At 55.5% G+C, this 16,563-nt stretch carries 11 protein-coding genes and 3 pseudogenes; 8 read left to right on the top strand and 6 right to left on the bottom strand.

What is annotated here, in order from left to right; translation table 11 throughout:
- Positions 1-148: 148 nt before the first annotated feature.
- Positions 149-430, bottom strand: a complete 282-nt coding sequence (locus tag CCGE525_RS38600) for a hypothetical protein (RefSeq protein WP_162950409.1) — start codon at positions 428-430, stop codon at positions 149-151.
- Between CCGE525_RS38600 and CCGE525_RS34585 the strand changes: the two genes are divergently transcribed.
- The 3 genes and pseudogenes from CCGE525_RS34585 (at position 371) to CCGE525_RS34580 (ending at position 2,354) form a co-directional block, all read left to right on the top strand.
- Positions 371-961: a NodA family N-acyltransferase gene (locus CCGE525_RS34585; RefSeq protein WP_120709170.1), complete on the top strand. Its 591-nt coding sequence runs from the start codon at positions 371-373 to the stop codon at positions 959-961. The two genes, CCGE525_RS38600 and CCGE525_RS34585, sit on opposite strands and share 60 nt — an antisense overlap.
- A 112-nt stretch (positions 962-1,073) precedes the next feature.
- Positions 1,074-1,187, top strand: a pseudogene (locus CCGE525_RS39970) (LysR family transcriptional regulator); the annotation flags it as partial.
- A gap of 150 nt (positions 1,188-1,337) precedes the next feature.
- The gene (locus CCGE525_RS34580) at positions 1,338-2,354 is read left to right on the top strand and encodes a helix-turn-helix transcriptional regulator (RefSeq protein WP_120708856.1); all 1,017 of its coding nucleotides are present in this window, start codon (positions 1,338-1,340) and stop codon (positions 2,352-2,354) included.
- A 539-nt stretch (positions 2,355-2,893) separates the two neighbouring features.
- On the opposite strand, the gene CCGE525_RS34575 is transcribed toward CCGE525_RS34580, so the two are convergent.
- Positions 2,894-3,814 carry a sterol desaturase family protein gene (locus CCGE525_RS34575; RefSeq protein ID WP_120708855.1) on the bottom strand — a complete coding sequence of 307 codons (921 nt, stop codon included), beginning with the start codon at positions 3,812-3,814 and terminating at the stop codon, positions 2,894-2,896.
- Between the two features lie 1,067 nt (positions 3,815-4,881).
- On the opposite strand from CCGE525_RS34575, the gene hisC reads away from it, so the two are divergent.
- On the top strand, positions 4,882-6,000 hold the full coding sequence (gene hisC / locus CCGE525_RS34570) for a histidinol-phosphate transaminase (RefSeq protein ID WP_120708854.1): 1,119 nt from the start codon (positions 4,882-4,884) through the stop codon (positions 5,998-6,000).
- A gap of 94 nt (positions 6,001-6,094) precedes the next feature.
- Positions 6,095-7,123, top strand: a complete 1,029-nt coding sequence (locus CCGE525_RS34565) for an LLM class flavin-dependent oxidoreductase (RefSeq protein WP_120708853.1) — start codon at positions 6,095-6,097, stop codon at positions 7,121-7,123.
- On the opposite strand, the gene CCGE525_RS34560 is transcribed toward CCGE525_RS34565, so the two are convergent.
- Positions 7,093-8,112: a LysR family transcriptional regulator gene (locus CCGE525_RS34560; protein WP_120708852.1), complete on the bottom strand. Its 1,020-nt coding sequence runs from the start codon at positions 8,110-8,112 to the stop codon at positions 7,093-7,095. The genes CCGE525_RS34565 and CCGE525_RS34560 overlap by 31 nt on opposite strands.
- Before the next feature lie 1,150 nt (positions 8,113-9,262).
- Between CCGE525_RS34560 and CCGE525_RS34545 the strand changes: the two genes are divergently transcribed.
- The 3 genes and pseudogenes from CCGE525_RS34545 to CCGE525_RS34535 all read left to right on the top strand — a co-directional run bounded on the left by CCGE525_RS34545 (position 9,263) and on the right by CCGE525_RS34535 (position 11,943).
- Positions 9,263-10,219 carry a glycoside hydrolase gene (locus CCGE525_RS34545; protein WP_120708849.1) on the top strand — a complete coding sequence of 319 codons (957 nt, stop codon included), beginning with the start codon at positions 9,263-9,265 and terminating at the stop codon, positions 10,217-10,219.
- A 251-nt stretch (positions 10,220-10,470) separates the two neighbouring features.
- A pseudogene (locus tag CCGE525_RS39965) lies at positions 10,471-10,593 on the top strand (cupin domain-containing protein); the annotation flags it as partial.
- 240 nt (positions 10,594-10,833) lie between these two features.
- Complete coding sequence (locus tag CCGE525_RS34535; protein ID WP_120708848.1) at positions 10,834-11,943, top strand: flavin monoamine oxidase family protein; 1,110 nt, start codon at positions 10,834-10,836, stop codon at positions 11,941-11,943.
- A 571-nt stretch (positions 11,944-12,514) separates the two neighbouring features.
- Here the strand turns inward: CCGE525_RS34535 and CCGE525_RS34525 are convergent.
- From CCGE525_RS34525 to CCGE525_RS34515, 3 genes and pseudogenes are all read right to left on the bottom strand, one after another.
- Entirely contained in the window at positions 12,515-13,414 is a 900-nt protein-coding gene (locus tag CCGE525_RS34525; RefSeq protein ID WP_120708847.1) for a LysR family transcriptional regulator, read from the bottom strand.
- A gap of 953 nt (positions 13,415-14,367) precedes the next feature.
- A pseudogene (locus CCGE525_RS34520) lies at positions 14,368-15,204 on the bottom strand (hypothetical protein).
- Between the two features lie 485 nt (positions 15,205-15,689).
- Positions 15,690-16,556, bottom strand: coding sequence for an ABC transporter permease (locus CCGE525_RS34515; protein ID WP_120709169.1), 867 nt, complete (start codon positions 16,554-16,556; stop codon positions 15,690-15,692).
- Positions 16,557-16,563: the final 7 nt, after the last annotated feature.

The following is a 16,563-nucleotide window of genomic DNA, read 5'->3' as shown; positions in this document are numbered from 1 at the left end:
ATATGATCGATGTTTGCGGCTGACGTTCGAGCGGGCTTTGCGGGGAATTCAAAAAGATCCGCAAGATATTCGTTCCCATTTATCTGCTGGAGCCACCCGAAACCGAGCACTATGAGCTCTGTTCATCGATTCATGAAATAATGCCATTTCAGATTTGATTGGCCTCATGATATGGCGCTTCGGTTACCGAATATCCCCCTTGAGAGCCACATTGAGAACCAATGCCGATCACTCGGATCTGGGAAATTTCAAAAAGATTGGGTGGCCGGTACGCCGCGTTCGGATTGCTGCTTGCGGCAAACTCGAGCGATAAACTTTGACGAAGGTCGATATCTCCGAACTCCAGTCGACAGCAAATAAGAGGTCTTGCATGCGCGCTGACGTGCAGTGGAAATTGCGCTGGGAAAGCGAGTTGGAACTCGCCGAACATGTCGAACTCGCCGAGTTCTTTCGAAAGACCTATGGGCCAACCGGTGCCTTTAATGCAAAGCCGTTCGAGGGCAGTCAAAGCTGGGCCGGAGCAAGACCTGAGCTTCGTGCAATCGCCTATGACGCTAGTGGCGTCGCCGCTCACATGGGATTGCTGCGCCGGTTCATAAAGGTTGGCACAACCGATCAGTTGGTGGCTGAGCTTGGACTATATGGTGTGCGTCCGGATCTCGAGGGTTTGGGGATCGGACATTCGATCCAAGCCATGCTTCCGGTGTTGCGCGAACTGGCTGTTCCGTTTGCTTTCGGCACGGTGCGGCCCGCATTGCAAAAACACATTGAGAGGTTCGGTCGAAACGGCCCGGTGACTGTTGTGTCGGAGATTAGCGTACGATCCACGCTGCCACACGCGCGTACAGACCTGCCGCCCACGCGCGTCGAGGACCCACTTGTCATTATTCTGCCTGTTGGACGGCCAATCTCCGATTGGCCAGCTGGTACGACGATCGACCGGAACGGACCGGAGCTGTGAGTCACCTCGACTGTTTACCCGAAGCGCCGAATGCCCACTGGCAAACTTACGCAGTCCCACACGCATTGAAATTCCGGCGATCGAGATTGCGCCAGCCTTCTGTGGAGGAAACCTGCGGTTCAAAGGACTTGATCTAAATCTCCCGGTCGTGTTCGACGCTTTGATGACGAGCCAAGCTCACTGGGGCGGCAGCCAGATCAATCTCAGTCGGCCGGTGATGAGGGCGTATTCTGTCGCGGAAAGTCGAATTGTTGCCGCACGTTGAAAGAGATCAACGACGCGCAACCACAACTCGGAATGCACGAGCACACAGCTAGATCACAGGCTTGGTCATTGAACCAGCATGACCGAGCAGCAGGATTGAGCCTGGAGATGCATGATGGAAAATAGCGCTGAGAATACCGTTTTTCGATATCGTGGCTCGACGTTCGATAGCATGATCGAATCCCTCGGAGCGGTTTTCGGCACATTCGACGCCGATCTCGTTGGTCGTACTCGAGACTTCTATTGGGCGCTCGATCTTGCCGGGTGTGAAAGCGCAGCATTGATCACCGGTCACCATCAGACCGGGTTTCAGTTCCGCGCTCAGTGGTGTTCCGAAGCTACAGAGCATCTATCGATCGTGGTGCCTCGCAGAGGCGGCATGGGGGTTACGTACGGTTCGCGCATGGCTGAGGCCCGGGAAGAGAAATTGCTTCTTTACAGGAATTTCGAACCAGACAGCATTTCTATACAAGGGCAATCCAATTTAATAGATGAGCTGGTGCTTAATTGGTCTTTGATCCAACGGACCATTGGCGAAACTTTCGATATCCCGTTTAGCGGCTCGCTCGACCTGTTGCCCGAAGTGGATCTTTCAACGCCAGTTGGTCGGACAATCGGCAATCTCACGGAAGCGATTATCGACGGAATACGTGATAATGGTCCCCTCTGTCAGAGTCCCATAGCCATGGCTCATATTACGCAGGCGCTAGCCGATGTCGTAATACGGATGGTGCCCCATCGGTTATCGCATCTGCTGGATAAGAAACCCCATATGATTGCTCCCGGCCACGTCCGCCGTGGGATCGAGTTCATGTGTGCCAATGTCAACCAGCCGATTACAATGCCAATGGTGGCAGATGCAGCGGGTGTTTCCACCAGGGCACTCGAAGCAGGTTTTCGTGCTTTCAAGAATACAACGCCGGCAGCTTATCTGCAGATGCTTCGGCTCCGGGCAGCACGCGAAGACCTGCTCGATCCAGAAAACCGCATGCTTATGAAGGAAATCTGCCTGAAATGGGGCTTCTTTCAATTCGGAAGATTCGCCGCAGTTTATAGGGCGCACTATGGAGAAAATCCCTCCGAAACAAGGAGACGGGTCTGCGGATCAAATTCTCGTAGGTCCTCCTGACAAGCGGATTGACGAAGGCGCTGGCGCGACAAACGGCAGAACCGGTCTGTGCGAGCCGGATGATGCCATCACATTGATAAGCCTCTGGGCGGATGATTGCCTCTAGCTTCCCCTCGTCAGCATCCGTCGCGTTCAGCCGCTTAATGTTGATCGGCCAATTTGTCCTGCGGTTCACGAAGGAGTTCGCAAGCGAGGTAGGGGAGGTCGCTCCTCGTTGTTGTCCGCCTTTAATGCGGCCGTCGACTCCTAAAGCTCTCGGCCGAAAAGGCCGACCGTTTAATGGATGGATCCCTCGTGTTGCCCATGCCGCGCAGACCACCACGGCAGCGATTGAGTTAGCGCGTGAGCTCTTTGTAATTTCAGCCAAGCCTTAAACGGTCTCAGAGTGGAAAGGCGAACATGTTATTGCCATGGCAATATTCGGCCTCGGCCTGACCAGTTGCGCCTGACAGTAGTGCGGGCAGACCGGACTCGGATCAGAGTTGCTGCACGATCCCCCTGCGATAGAAACGGCAACTGAACAAGCAGCGCTTTGCGCTCTAAATTGCAGAACTACTGTCCGAATGAATGGGACCATCTCTCTTTACCGCGTTCAATCCTCCAGTTTCAATTCCCTGTGTACCACTTCCGGCTTTAGCTTTGCGCCAGCGGCGTTGGTCAAACGGGAACATAATGAAGTCGCGTACGGTGAGCGGTTCGGGCTGATTTCGCATGCCAACTTCCGGCCACTCATTCATTTTCGGCCAGTATGCAGTACGGAAAATCGTGTCCCAAACGGTTGTAAAGAAGCCATAGTTTTTATGCCGGTGGTGAAGTTCCGTGGAGTGGTGAATACGGTGGAATTTATTATCGCCGATGAGGTACCGAAGCGGCCCCAAATTAAAGCGTGTGCTAGAGTGGGAAAGATGGGCCTGAAAGGTAATCAGCGCCATGGCAGCAACGGGCACGACGCCTGATTCGAAGTGAATTAGCGCGAGTGGTAGTGCTACAAACGCCGCGTAAACAAATGGCTCGGAAATATGGTGGTTGCAATTCCACGCCGTCAGTTCGCGGATTGAATGATGGGTTGCGTGCAGGCGCCACAGAAATGGAACGGCGTGCTGAGCCCGGTGCATCCAGTAGTAAAAGAAGTCACCGGCAATCGCGACTAAAACGCCCGAAAGGACGGCGAAGCCCGTATTGATGATCGGGCTATTAGAGTGAAGCAACGCACCAAAATTGATCGTTAGGAGCGGCTTAACCCCCAACCATTTCAAACCCAAAGCGTAGAAGTGCCAGATTAAAGTGCCGCATCCGATACGGATAATCCAATTCCGCGCACCGCGAATGTACGAGGCAAAACTGTATCGGTAAGCCGGAAAGATCACCTCGAGCACAACGCATGCGGTAGCGAAAATCGCAACCAATTTAAACGATTTGACGAAGAGCTGGGCCATTTCCCCAACATCGAGAACGTGCATTTTGATTGCTCCGACGAATTGGCGAACAACAAAACGCACTATGCGGAATTTACCTAGATTGCAAAATCTATTGTTTGGATGATGAGTATCCATCTCCTAAATGATTCTCTCCACTCCATTGACGGGAATGATCCGTTCTTCGGACGGCTCTCTCGCAAATGTGCTGATTGAGTTCGGCCCAGTGTTTTCTCGCGACAGATCCTCACGGCCTGCATGGATCACGTGGACTGGCCGCAGGGCCAAGCTACAAGCCTAATCGCTTTGGTTGTATTCGACATTTGGATGTATCCCATCAAATCAATCAATTACCCCAATGGTCCGATGAAGGGTAAATAGGTTTCGTTGAGACGCTCAATCACAAGGGGTATCTGCGATGCTAATCCGTTGTCCACGTGACAAAGCCTCGTCTGAAGAAACAGTGGCGATGTGCTCATTGATCCTAATGTCAATGACCTTGACCGACGATGTGTCGGCTAGCGACTCGGCAGGTGGAGGCAACGATCGAGTCATCGGTGGAAGATGGGCCAGGATGCTCCGTGTGCACGCGACACCGATGGTGCCAATCATGGCGGCATTGGAGTCTTGATCAACATCGAATTTTCAATGTCATTCGTCAGGAGGCCTTCATGACGTTTTCCGCAGCAATCAATGGTGCGGGCCGCCCTGCCGCCACCTGCCCTATCTATCATCGCGTGCACCATTCATTGCAAATTATGCGAGGGACATGTGGGCCGGCGGGACCGGTAATGTCGCAGCCGCGATAGCGGCCGCGTTCGCTGCTTCTCCGTCTTGATCGAAGACAGGTGGACTGAATTCGAAACGGCGGGCCACGAGCTAGCAGCGGTGGCGCCTAAGATCAAACAGTTTGTCAAAATGCGAATGGGGCGCGGTGACGCTCCAATGCGAAGTTTTGAGCATATTGCGGCTTGAGGCACTCGCGGTGGTCCTTGGTGAATCTGCCGTCAGGATGGCCATTGCTGCGCTCGCTTAGGCACGAAGGTTCGAAGCCACATAGGACGGCCAAATGACGCGCAAACGAGTCCAGCGAATTGAAACGGAGAAAAGATATGTCTGATGCAAAATTGCAAGGTGTGCTTTCGGCTCTTTCGCAGACAGCGAGACAGTTAGATGCTGTGCCGTCCAGTCAAGCGGGTCCGGACGCCGATTGCGTCAAACTAGACACAAATGAGAATCCCTTTCCGTTACCGATTGCGGTGATGCGAACCGCGCTTACGGCTCTCAAACGGCATTACCTTTATCCCGAAGATGACAATTTCAGCTTGCGGGAGGCGGCGGCCAATGCGTATGGCTTGTCCCAGGATCAAGTGATCGCAGGCAACGGATCGTCTGAGCTGCTGGGGCTCCTTTACAGAGCCTTCCTTGCTCCAGGCGATAGCGTGGCGATGATGTCGCCGGGTTTTTCGTTCAACCGCAAGCTTGCTATGTTGCAGGGTGCTCGATTTTTAGAAATCGGATGGGGCAAAGCTTATTCGTTGCCAATCGAGCAGCTGCTTCTTGGTCCCCCAAAAGATGCAAAGTTTATCCTGCTGGCTAATCCGAACAACCCGAGCGGAACGTTTGTTCCGGTAGCCGATATCGATAAGCTCGCCGCCCAGTCCGACCGATTGATCGTATTGGATGAGGCATATGTCGATTTTGCACCCGATGATGCTCTACGCCTTATTAATCGCCATTCGAATCTTCTAATTTTAAGGACATTTTCGAAAAGCTACGCCGCCGCCGGTATCCGCGTTGGTTTCGGCTTCGGTCATCCTGAACTTATCGGGAGGCTACGCAACATCCAGAATCTCTTCAACATGAACCTTATTGCCCATGCGGTGGGCATTAGCATCCTTTCACACCGCGCCGCTTACGCCGAGAACCATAAACACATCAAACATGAAAGACAGCGAACGATGGTTGCGCTATCCGAACTCGGATTTTCGGTGATCCCGTCTTATGCAAATTTCTTGCTTGCTCGTGTGCCATCCGGACAAAACGGCGCTTGGTGGCAAGCATCGTTAAAAAGGCAAAAGGTACTTGTAGCCGTCTTTCCCGATGATGGCTTGGAAAATCATATCCGCGTGAGCATCGGTACAAAAGCCCAAATGGATAAATTCCTTTCAGCTGCCGGTGACATTTCTGAAAGCCTGAAGACGCAGCGATTGCCGGTTACGCGCCGTTAATTTTTGCTTTGTCACGCGGACGAACGAAATGGCCAAAACGACATATCGGATCGCCTGAACCTACGGGTTTTAGTCAAACATTGGAGACAATTGAATGGGAAATGCCCTTCCTTCTAACCTGACCTTCGGCATCTTCGATCACCTTGACGCGAACGGCAGCGACATCGCCCAGCAGTATTCGGATCGCCTGAGGTTGGCAGAGGCGTGCGATCGCCTTGGTTTCTACGCGTATCACCTCGCTGAGCACCATTGTACTCCGCACGGCAGAGGCCCATCGCCAAATTTGTTTTTATCAAGCGTTGCACAGCGCACGCGTCGCCTTCGTATTGGGCCTTTAGTCATGCTGCTGCCCCTCTATCATCCGCTGCGGGCTTTCGAAGAAATCTGCATGCTGGATCAATTGAGCGGCGGCAGAGTCGAGCTCGGGATAGGGCGCGGGTCTCTCCCGATCGAACTCGGTTATTTCGGGATTGGTCCGGACGCGGCGCCAGGCCGCTACGTAGAAGCCAGTGAGATTCTGGTGAATGCGATGAAAGGCGGAACGCTGTCGCATAAGGGCGAGCATTATGAGCTAAGCGGCATACCTTTGACATTGAGGCCTCATCAACGTCCGCATCCACCGACGTGGATCGCCACCAGCCGGCCCGAGTCTGCGCACTGGGCAGCTGCGAACGGCGCAAATATCGCGTGCGTAGGACCTTCCTCTTCTGTCCGCAAAATTACCGATGCCTTCCGCGCTTATCGAAAATGCAACGCGAGCGCAGATGATCAATCGCCATTTCGAGGATTGCTACGCATGGTCGTGATTGGACGTTCTGACCGCGATGCTTATTCGATCGCAGCGTCGGCTTACGAACATTGGCTCGAGAGCTTTAAGTTTCTTTACGACCTGAATGACCTGCAGACGCCTCCGAACCTGCCGCTGACCTTCGACGAGGCGGTCGAGAATGAGTTATGCGTTGCAGGAACGGCGGCCTCGGTGCGGCAAGCTTTACTGAATCAGATAGAAGAGGCAGGCGCTAACTATCTTCTGTGTCAACTTGCGTTTGGGAGTCTCCCGCTGGATGCTTCCCTGTATACCGCTGCCAAGATTCAATCTGAAATCATGGCTCGACCTGACTGATGCGCCGTGTTCGGAAGATGGGCTGGACAACGTTCGTGCTGGTCCTGATCGACGAGGGGCTCGGCCGCGACAAGCGGCGATTTCATACGGGCCGCTTCCTGGAATAGAATGTCGCGCATCCAGAGGCTTGCCGGATCACTGTTGTGAAGCGCATGCCATTGCACGGCCTCGGTGAACGGAAGATGTTGTGGCAGCGGAAGGTCGACAATTCGAAGGGGTATTGTTTTTGCGAAATGCTGCGCCAGCCGTAAGGGCATGGTTCCTATACGGTCAGTGTTGGACAGCACGGGCGCAATCATGCTGAAGCCGTGTACCACGACGTCGATGCGTCTCTTGCGACCGTGCTCGCGCAAATACCATTCCTCGAGGCCTGGCCTCCGGAAACTTCCGAACTTAGCGACAACGTGCCCCATCGACATGTATCTCTCGAATGTGAGTGGCTCTGCCAGCTGCTTGTTCGAGCGACAGCCTACGCACACGTGTAAATCGTCGAAAAGCCTCGCATGAGGATGGGCGTTCGACATGAATATTTCCGGCAAAATGAGAAGATCGACTTCGCCGCGCCGGAGAAGGTCTTCATTGTGGTCGGCGGGGGGGAAAAATTCGAAGCTGACGCCGGGAGCTTCCCGCGCCACACGCTCCACGACTTTTTCAAAAAATACAAGCGTGACGTAATCGGAAAGTGCGATTCTGAAGCGACGATCCGATTGGGCCGGATCAAACGGCTGCCAGGAAATAATGGAGAGCTGAACTTGCAGCAGAGCCTCGCGCACCGCAGGCGCAATACCTTCCGCCCGCGGCGTCGGGATAAATTCGCGGCCCGTCATCGTAAACAGCTCATCTTGGAAATAGGCGCGCAGCCGGGCGACAGCCGCGCTCATGGCCGGCTGACTGAGATTGATGCTGTGTGCCGCCGCCGTGAGCTTACGCTCATTCATCAAAGCGTCGAACACGACTAGGAGATTTAGATCAAGTCCCTTGAACCGCATGTCTCTCTATCTATCCATAGCGTGGATCTATGCTATCCAAACCCAACAGCATTCTTCATTAGTAATACAAATTGACATTTTCACAGCGCAGAGGCCAAGTTTGGAAATTTTCATTCGCGAAATGCACATCGAATGCGAATTTGAACATGGCGCTGTCGACTTGCGCGCATGCGCGGTGGTCGGACAGCGCGAGCTACCTATCCACCACGCGTCACACCGGTTCAGCGTGTGACCGGAGCTCGTTAGCGGCGCGCAATCCGCGGATGGTGATTTCGGAACGGTTTGCAACCAGGATCCCGGAAATCGTCACCTTCAGGTCCCCGGGTACTGGAAGTAAAGAGTCTGGATGATGGAATGCACTGTCACCCGCGCGGACTACTTCCCACCAAAGTGAAAACCGTGTTTTATGCCGTCAAAGCCGCCGACAGTGCGCAAGCTATGAAGTGTAAGCAGCGAAACATAACAGACGTCGGTTGGGTCGGATCGGATGGCTTCTTCAGGTCATCATTCATCGACACGGGTCATGGCTTCGATCTCGACCAGTGCGCCCTTGGCAAGTGCTTTGACCCATAGCAGGTACGAGCCGGATAGGGCACGCCGAAGAAACCGGCGTACACGTTGTTGACATCTTCGAACTGGCCGAGATGGTAAGGAGAACGGTGGGTTTTACGGGGTTTGCGAATGCTGCTGGCTACCGAGGTTGCGATCGCAGCGATATTCTTTTGGCACTGTTCAGCTAGCGCGATTGCATTGTCGGAATTGAGCTCGCCGGTCGCTGATCGATCGGCGACTGACATGAAACAAAAAAGCAGATTATCGACCCTGTCCACCTTACGAAAGGTGCCACGAAAATGTGACCCCGCACACGCGTCTTCTTGTTCCTGACGGATTTTTCGATGGCGTACGGCAAACTGCGGAGGGCCTGCCGAACGAAAGGATTGCCGCCTAGAATCTTCTCGCCAACGTCCAGAGGCATGTTGGCTTCAGCCACAAGATCTTTGTCTGCTGCCCTTCCTTCGGATTATGGCCGATGCCGCAAACGCCCGGCACGAAAGATTGTCATCGAGAACGCTCAATTCAGCTCTTTTCTTAGTGATTGGCACGGTTGTTGCCTTTTCTCAGGAAAATAGCGCATAAAGGAAAGGTCGCGATGATCCATACGTGCTTGATGGGGGTAGTGCTCTGCGGAGGCTACCTATTTGCTGCATCTGCAAAGGAACCTGGCGGTATTGACAATGAATCATCTGCGTCACGGTTGTCGATGGCTGACATATCCAGTTTCGAGACATTCATCGTGCGCAGCCCACCGAAAGCACTCGGTCTGGATCCATTCTACGCGAAATATGCTGACGCAGCAGGCATACCTGTCATCTCGTCCGAAAAGGTTCCAGACACCGCACTTTTGATTGCCCGCGACATCGTCCTTTACATGTTGTCAGAACGGCGTGATGTCCGCGATGCTTTGGTTCGGGCCGGGGCGCGGGTGGGCATCATGGCAATTGATGAAACGACCACTGATATTCCCGAGCAGCGGGACTGGGAGAAGCCAGCCCCCGATGATCCGCGCCTCACCCCTGACGAACGGCGAAATTACGCCAGCACGATCGCCAAGATGACAGACCGAGAGTATTGGGCCCAAAGGGCGCGCGGCATGGGTGGGCTCTATACGACAGGTGCCGTCGAGAATTTGATGGGCGTGCCGGGCACGCGGTATTATGGAGGGAACATTCTGGTTCACGAATTCTCACATAATATCTTCAACATGCTTCGAACGGTGGATCCCGAGCTCGTTGCACGAGTTGGACAAGCTTATGCTCATGCCTACCAGAAAGGACTGTGGGCGTGTGCATATATGGAGAACAACGTCGACGAATATTGGGCCGAAGGCACGCGATTTTGGTTCAATACGAATGTGGCCTACCGCCGTGGCGATCTCACCGTTGCCACATCAGACGACTTTAAGGATCACGATCCGGAACTCTACCAGATCATGGCGGAAGTCTATCGCGATGATCACCACATTCTGGCGGATGTCTTTTACCATCATTCGGCACAGTTACGAGTAACACCGATCGGACCCGATTGTGGCTCCCGACCGCCAAAGTGAAGAGTGCATGTCGCAGCCCGATGCTTTACCTGGACCCATCACGAGAGTTTCTTGCATACAGCAAAGAAAATGTGTGCCGATGTCGCGCCCAACGCGGCTTGGACCGGATCTCTGGCGCGTTCCAGGCCAGACCAATGCGCATCAATGACGATCTCACGAGGCCGGTCATCGTCCATTCGGGTAACCTAGACGGGGTACCGAGCCCCGCAGCCGGGTGAACCGACGGATGCTCTACCCCGCGTCGGCGGGGAAGTGCGACCTCGATCGTGCGCTACGCGCGAGGCCGCGCTTTTCCGCGTCACGTGCATAGCGGGGGTGAGGAAATTCTCGTGCTAGCGGGGGTGTTCCAGGACGAGCACGGGATGACTGACTGATGGCGGTGCGAGCGTCACAAACTCGAGGTGCATGAACCGCCGTGTTATGAGCAAAACTTGTCGATCCATGAAGCAAGGCCATTTTTGATCTGACGTTCCTCATGCTATCGCCGCGGGATCGCAAATTTGTCCCGCCATCCTGCCTGACCGTCAATCCTGCGAGCCGCTTGAAGACTGTCACAGCCGCGCCCGCTTCTAACAGGCCAACGCTGTCGGGAGCCAGCTTCCCGGAGAGAGATAATGAGGAACACCAAGGTAGCTATTATCGGCGGAGGCTTGGCAGGACTGCACACGGCGCGACTGCTGCATTCGGCCGGGATTGAGTTCCTGCTCATCGAGGCAAGAGCCACCCTCGGCGGTCGGATCGAGACAGTGAACGAGACAGGCCAGGCGGACGCAGACGGCTTCGACCTTGGACCGTCCTGGATCTGGCCTCGAATGCAGCCTGCGATCGCCGCGCTCGTTGCCGAACTCAATCTGCTCACGTTTGCGCAAAACAGCGATGGCGACGTTGTCTTCGAGCGGATGTCGCGGGAATCGGCAAAGCGCTATCCCGGACTGAATCAGGAGCCCGAAGCCCTGAGGTTCATCGGAGGATCCGCGTCATTGGTTCGTGCGCTGGCGCAAGGCTTGCCTGAGGCGGCGCTGTGGTGCGGTGCGCAAGTCACCGCGATGCGTCTCAACGAAACCGGTGTCGAGCTGTCTTTGAGATTTGCCGACGGGCGTATAGAGCTGATTCAGGCGTCACAGGTGATTGCGGCGCTTCCGCCGCGCATTCTGGAGGCGACCGTCCAGTTCGAGCCAGCCCAGGAGAAAGGCACGATCGAACTGTGGCGGCAAACGCCGACCTGGATGGCGCCACACGCCAAATTTTTCGCTGTCTACGATCGTCCCTTCTGGCGCGAGGCGGGATTCTCCGGGACAGCGCAAAGCATGGTCGGACCTTTGGCGGAGATCCATGATGCGACCACGTCCTCGGGCAAGGCTGCCCTGTTCGGCTTCGTCGGGATGGGAGCCGAACAACGTGCGGCAATCGGCGCGGACGCGCTGAAGGAGGCCTCGATCCGCCAGTTCACGCGCATCTTCGGGCCGCAAGCTGCCCATACACGGGCGACCCTCTACAAGGACTGGGCTGCCGACCCGCTGACAGCGACATCGGCCGACTGGTTTTCCGCCGGCCACCCGAATGCCCCTGGCGGCGGCTGGATCGCTGGCCCGTGGAAGGAGCGGCTGGTCCTGGCCGGGAGCGAGGCGAGCGGAAGTGAGGCTGGCTACCTTGCCGGCGCCGTGCAAGCATCTTCCCAAGCGGCCCGAGACGTCATCTCGAAACTCATTGTCGAGCAAAGCTGAAGGATTTGCCATGGCCAATCGTCGATCAAGCGCTCCGCGATACAACCGCCGTGTCGCAACATCAGAAGACCACCACACGAAACGTCTGGGTTCGGACTGCGCGCAGTCGCTAAGCGCGACAGAGCGATCGCCCAGGTTATGGTCGACGGCGTGGTTGCTGCTGTGATAGCCCGCAGTTGGTCATCTGGACCCGCGAAGCGGTTCCAGGTCGCCGGCAGCTTCCTCAGTCAGGCCGCACTTGCGATGTGATCGGCGAAGACCCAGGAACCATGCCGCCGCACGTCCAGCCAACATCCTCGGCGGCGCGTCCTTCTGATTGGCCGACGAGGCAATCTTCAACCTGAAAACCGCCTATGCGGAAGGCACCATGAATTCAATGTTGAGCTTCTCCCCTACGCCGGAGGCGAGAGGACATCACAATGTTATGCCGCACGGAAGGAAAGATGCGAGACGTGGTCGCCTACATGCACAAGTTCGAATAGCCTCTTGAAAGTATCGTGGCCTGAACATCTCCTCGACCGTGATTGACGAGAGAGACTCAAGGCGGCGCTGGGAAATTCGCTTTCCGCGATCACGGCGAAGGCGAACGTCCCCTCTCACGGGCAAGCGCTAGAAAACCGTCGATGTATGATATGGTCTCCTCGCCGCGCCGTACACCCAGATTGATGTTTTTCCGTATACCGGCATCGCCCACGCGTAGCGCGCGTATCGGCATTCCAACGGCGTCTTCCTGCAACAGCCAGTCCGGTAGGACCGTAACACCCCTTTTCGCACAGACGAGTTGCAGCATCAGGTCGATGGTTTCGGCCGTGCGGTGCTGACGCGGCCGGCAATGGGCGGGAACAAGGAATTTGGTGTATATGTCCAGCCGCTCCAATGTGACCGGAACCGTGATCAATTCCTCGTCGATAAGATCCTGTGGCTGCACGCATTTCCGATCGGCAAGAGGATGCGTCGCATGCACCATAAGCACCAGCTCATATTCGAAAACCGGCGTAAAGAGCAGGTCCGGCGTGTCCACGGGATCCGGTGTGATCAGAAGATCGATTTCGTACCCAAGGAGTGCCTCGACACCGTCGAACCGGAAAGCCGTGCGCACGTCGAAATCGACATCGGGCCATTTGTCGAGATAAGGTGTCGCTATCTTGGTCAGCCACCGCTGGCAGGGATGACATTCCATGCCAACACGAAGGGCTCCTCTCCTTCCCACAGCAAAATCGGTCAGGACCCGCTCGGCATGTTCCATCTGGGGCAGGACGCGTTCGGCCACAGAAAGCAGATACTCACCTGTTTGCGTCAACCGCAGCCCGCGGCCTGATTTCATCCATATCTTGATGCGGTGGCGTTCCTCGAACTTTGCGATCGTATGGCTCAAGGCGGATTGAGTGACGTTTAGCTTTTCGGCGGCCGCGGTAACACCGCCTCGACGGCTGACTTCTCTCAGAATTGCAAGATGCTGACGATCAAGCATTATGATACCCATTCATGAACCGAAGGAACAATGCCATTTCTGCTCATAATGCATTGCTGCTAACCTCTTCGTCAACCAAGCTCTGCCCAAGCCTCTCGATGGACGAAAGGATATTCCAGTGATGAAGCCGGTAATCGCCCATCAACACGATACCGATCACGGGTCGGCAACATTGATCTTCGACGAGATCATCGACCGCAAGAACAGCGACTCGATGAAATGAGTTTATGTCGAAAACCTGCTGGCTTCGGATAGGTCGCCGGCCGTCCACCGTCATCGCGAGGCAAATACGAGGCAAATCGCTTGGTCAGGCGGCAATTCGATGCCTCGTTCATATAGACGTCCCGATGCCGAGCCCTCAACCTACGGATCGAGTTACACGAGCAGAGAAAGAAGAAGAATAGCATCTCTGTCGAGAGAAAAGCAGTAACGTGCAAAACCTGCTTGCGGAGGCACACACACCCGTTTTTGGCGATTGGTCGAATGCGAACTATCGCATCTGACTGCGATCGGTGAACGCACGCCGAGACGGTGTGGCTACAGACGCAAGACTTAAGGTTCCCTCAGCGGATAAATTGCGAGGCACGGGTGGAACAATGTTGACCGCGGTAAGTTCGAAGCGCTGCCGGAGACCCACTTGGCTGCCAATGTAGCCAGGTCGTGCCGTGTTGCCGTTAGCAGAAATCCCGTCCTGCTAACGGCACCTTTTTGTTCTTCTTAGATTTGCCAGCAGCAAAGCGCCGGGCCCGGACGGTCAACCGCAGGCTTTCCGTCCTGGGCGGTGCGAGATGGCATCTTGTGTCGCGACACGCGATGTTTCTCATATTTTGTGGAAGACGGTCCACGCTGCGCGACGACAGACCACGCCTGAGGCTCCACTGGGTCGAAGACTTCGAAGAACTCCAGCTGATGTTTCCGATTTGTGCTCGGTCAATTCGGTCTCCAACTTGGCATCATGTCGAGCGGCCGGTGCGGGCGGGATCAACTGGCAGCAGGCGCTCTGTCCGCCGCTGTTTCGCACGCACTTTGGTCCTCGCCTCGCGCCGCGCTGCCCCCGCAGCTCGTCCAACGTTGGAAACCACCAGCCTCGGTCTAACTCCTCCTTAGCTGGAGAAGATTTCGCGGGCCAGGTCGCGACTAACTCTTCGAGCGATCCGGGCCGCCAGCCGTCCAGACAAGCTCACCGACATCGTTCGGAAAATAATACGCGGCAGCGGTCTCAGGTTCCGCAATCTCGCCATCCGTGCCCGCGAACACGACAACGCCGATACGCGTGGCGACCGCCCTCGCCAACGGCGGGTGGTCTGCGAGGGGCACGGGGTAGCGCTTGCGACGGCGCTCTCTCGCTCTCGCTTTTGAGGCCTCGGCTATTTCGGTGCCTTTTCGCGCTTGATAGCGGGCCTTTCGCACGTCCGGTTCGTTGCGGCGGGCAGCAGTCTCAATCGCCGGCCAGGCCAGCGGCGTCGAAGATCCTCGAATGAACGGAACGGAACAGCACAGTAACGATTGTCGGCGTCCCAACGCGAGAATGGCACTTCCCGAAGCTCGACGACCACGGTCTTCGAATAAGGTGATTCGAACGCGAAGTTCCGATTGGCTTGCATCGAGACACGGGCTTTCGATCGGATCGAACGCGAAGGCGTCCCTGCCCTTCTCGTCAGCAAACGCATCGGCCTCCACCTCCAGTTTGGCGAGCCAGCTGCTGATGCGCTTTTCTGCATTGCGACCGGGCACGAACCACGACCTTGCCGTGCTCGTGGGAAAGCCTCGCGAAATCGCTGCACGGTCATGCGGTCGTGCGGTAGCTCCGTTGTCGCCCCGATCTTTTCCGCTACTGGAGGGGCATCTCTAGGCAAAGATCGTCCGCGCGATAATGGGCGAGCAAGCGAGAAATTCGGGGGCTCTGCGCCCCATTTTTGTGTATATGACCGCACCGAATATATAGGATATGAATGCTGGCCCACCGCCTGGCAGCAAGTTGCTCCGTATTCACGCTGAAGACGTTTAGGGTCACGCAAGTACGGAAGTTATCTGTTGGAGTCGTGCCAATCCCAGGGCCGAGTTTGTCGCGTCTTTTGATTGCATCTGGCTTTAGATCTTAATGCATTTCAGCTCCACCACGCCTCGCAATAGCTGCGTCTTCCGAGATACGGCCGAATTCTTCGATCCACTTTGTCGAAAGAGCAATGAAGACTGCAAGGGACGCGAGACCTAGGCAACATTGAAACGGCAAATATCTAATTTTGGTCTGCCAGCTGAAGCGCACTTCGTTTCCTCACACCAGCGTCGGATCGAGCTGGTCTCGCAGCCAGTCTCCGATCAGGCTAATGGAAATAGTCGTGAAGACGATCACCAGACTCGGCACCAATATCATCCACGGTGCTCTCACAATATACTCCCGGCCGATACCAACCATGATGCCAAGGCTCGTGGTCGGCGGTTGGACGCCAAGGCCAAGAAACGACAGACCGCTCTCCGCAAGCACGATTTCAGGAAAAAGAAGGGTCGCCGTCACGATCAACGTCGATGCGGTATTCGGCAATATATGTTGAAGGTAAACTCGGACTGGATGGGCTCCGAGATGCGCGGCTGTCGCCGCATATCCTTGGGATTGACCTGCTATGGCAAGGCCACGCGCAATTCGCGCGTTGCGCTCCCAGCCATAAAGCCCCATCAGTCCAATGAAGAGCACCATGTCGCGGCCGAAGAATGCCATCACAGTCAGAGCGACGATCAAAAAGGGCATCGATGCCTGCACATCTGTCAGCAGCGCAATGACGTGCTCGACACTACCGCGGAAGTAAGCTGCGGCGAAGCCGAACGTCGTGCCAATAACCATGGATAAGAAAGTCGCTCCCACGGCGATCAGCATCGTCGTGCGTATTGAAAAGAGCAGGCGGGAAAGGACATCGCGGCCGAGCTCGTCGGTGCCAAGCAGATGCTTGATCGAGCCGCCGAAACAGATCGGCGGTTTCAATCTTGCGGCGAGGTCCATTTCCGTGACGTCGAAACGGGCGAGTCTGTCGGCAAATATCGCTGCAATCAAAATGACCGCGATCCAGCTTGCCGCGAATAAGATCAGACTTAGTCCGGCGGGAGAGGCACGATACCGTTGAGTCGTGCTTTGCAGTGATATCGTCATCGGAAAT

Source organism: Rhizobium jaguaris (assembly GCF_003627755.1).
GTDB lineage: Bacteria > Pseudomonadota > Alphaproteobacteria > Rhizobiales > Rhizobiaceae > Rhizobium > Rhizobium jaguaris.
This window is presented reverse-complemented; position numbering and strand designations above follow the sequence as displayed.

Coding starts and splice junctions, on each gene's coding strand:
- CCGE525_RS34585 (WP_120709170.1), top strand. CDS start 371: ATGCGCGCTGACGTGCAGTGGAAATTGCGCTGGGAAAGCGAGTTGGAA.
- CCGE525_RS38600 (WP_162950409.1), bottom strand. CDS start 430: ATGTTCGGCGAGTTCCAACTCGCTTTCCCAGCGCAATTTCCACTGCAC.
- CCGE525_RS34580 (WP_120708856.1), top strand. CDS start 1,338: ATGATGGAAAATAGCGCTGAGAATACCGTTTTTCGATATCGTGGCTCG.
- CCGE525_RS34575 (WP_120708855.1), bottom strand. CDS start 3,814: ATGCACGTTCTCGATGTTGGGGAAATGGCCCAGCTCTTCGTCAAATCG.
- hisC (WP_120708854.1), top strand. CDS start 4,882: ATGTCTGATGCAAAATTGCAAGGTGTGCTTTCGGCTCTTTCGCAGACA.
- CCGE525_RS34565 (WP_120708853.1), top strand. CDS start 6,095: ATGGGAAATGCCCTTCCTTCTAACCTGACCTTCGGCATCTTCGATCAC.
- CCGE525_RS34560 (WP_120708852.1), bottom strand. CDS start 8,112: ATGCGGTTCAAGGGACTTGATCTAAATCTCCTAGTCGTGTTCGACGCT.
- CCGE525_RS34545 (WP_120708849.1), top strand. CDS start 9,263: ATGATCCATACGTGCTTGATGGGGGTAGTGCTCTGCGGAGGCTACCTA.
- CCGE525_RS34535 (WP_120708848.1), top strand. CDS start 10,834: ATGAGGAACACCAAGGTAGCTATTATCGGCGGAGGCTTGGCAGGACTG.
- CCGE525_RS34525 (WP_120708847.1), bottom strand. CDS start 13,414: ATGCTTGATCGTCAGCATCTTGCAATTCTGAGAGAAGTCAGCCGTCGA.
- CCGE525_RS34515 (WP_120709169.1), bottom strand. CDS start 16,556: ATGACGATATCACTGCAAAGCACGACTCAACGGTATCGTGCCTCTCCC.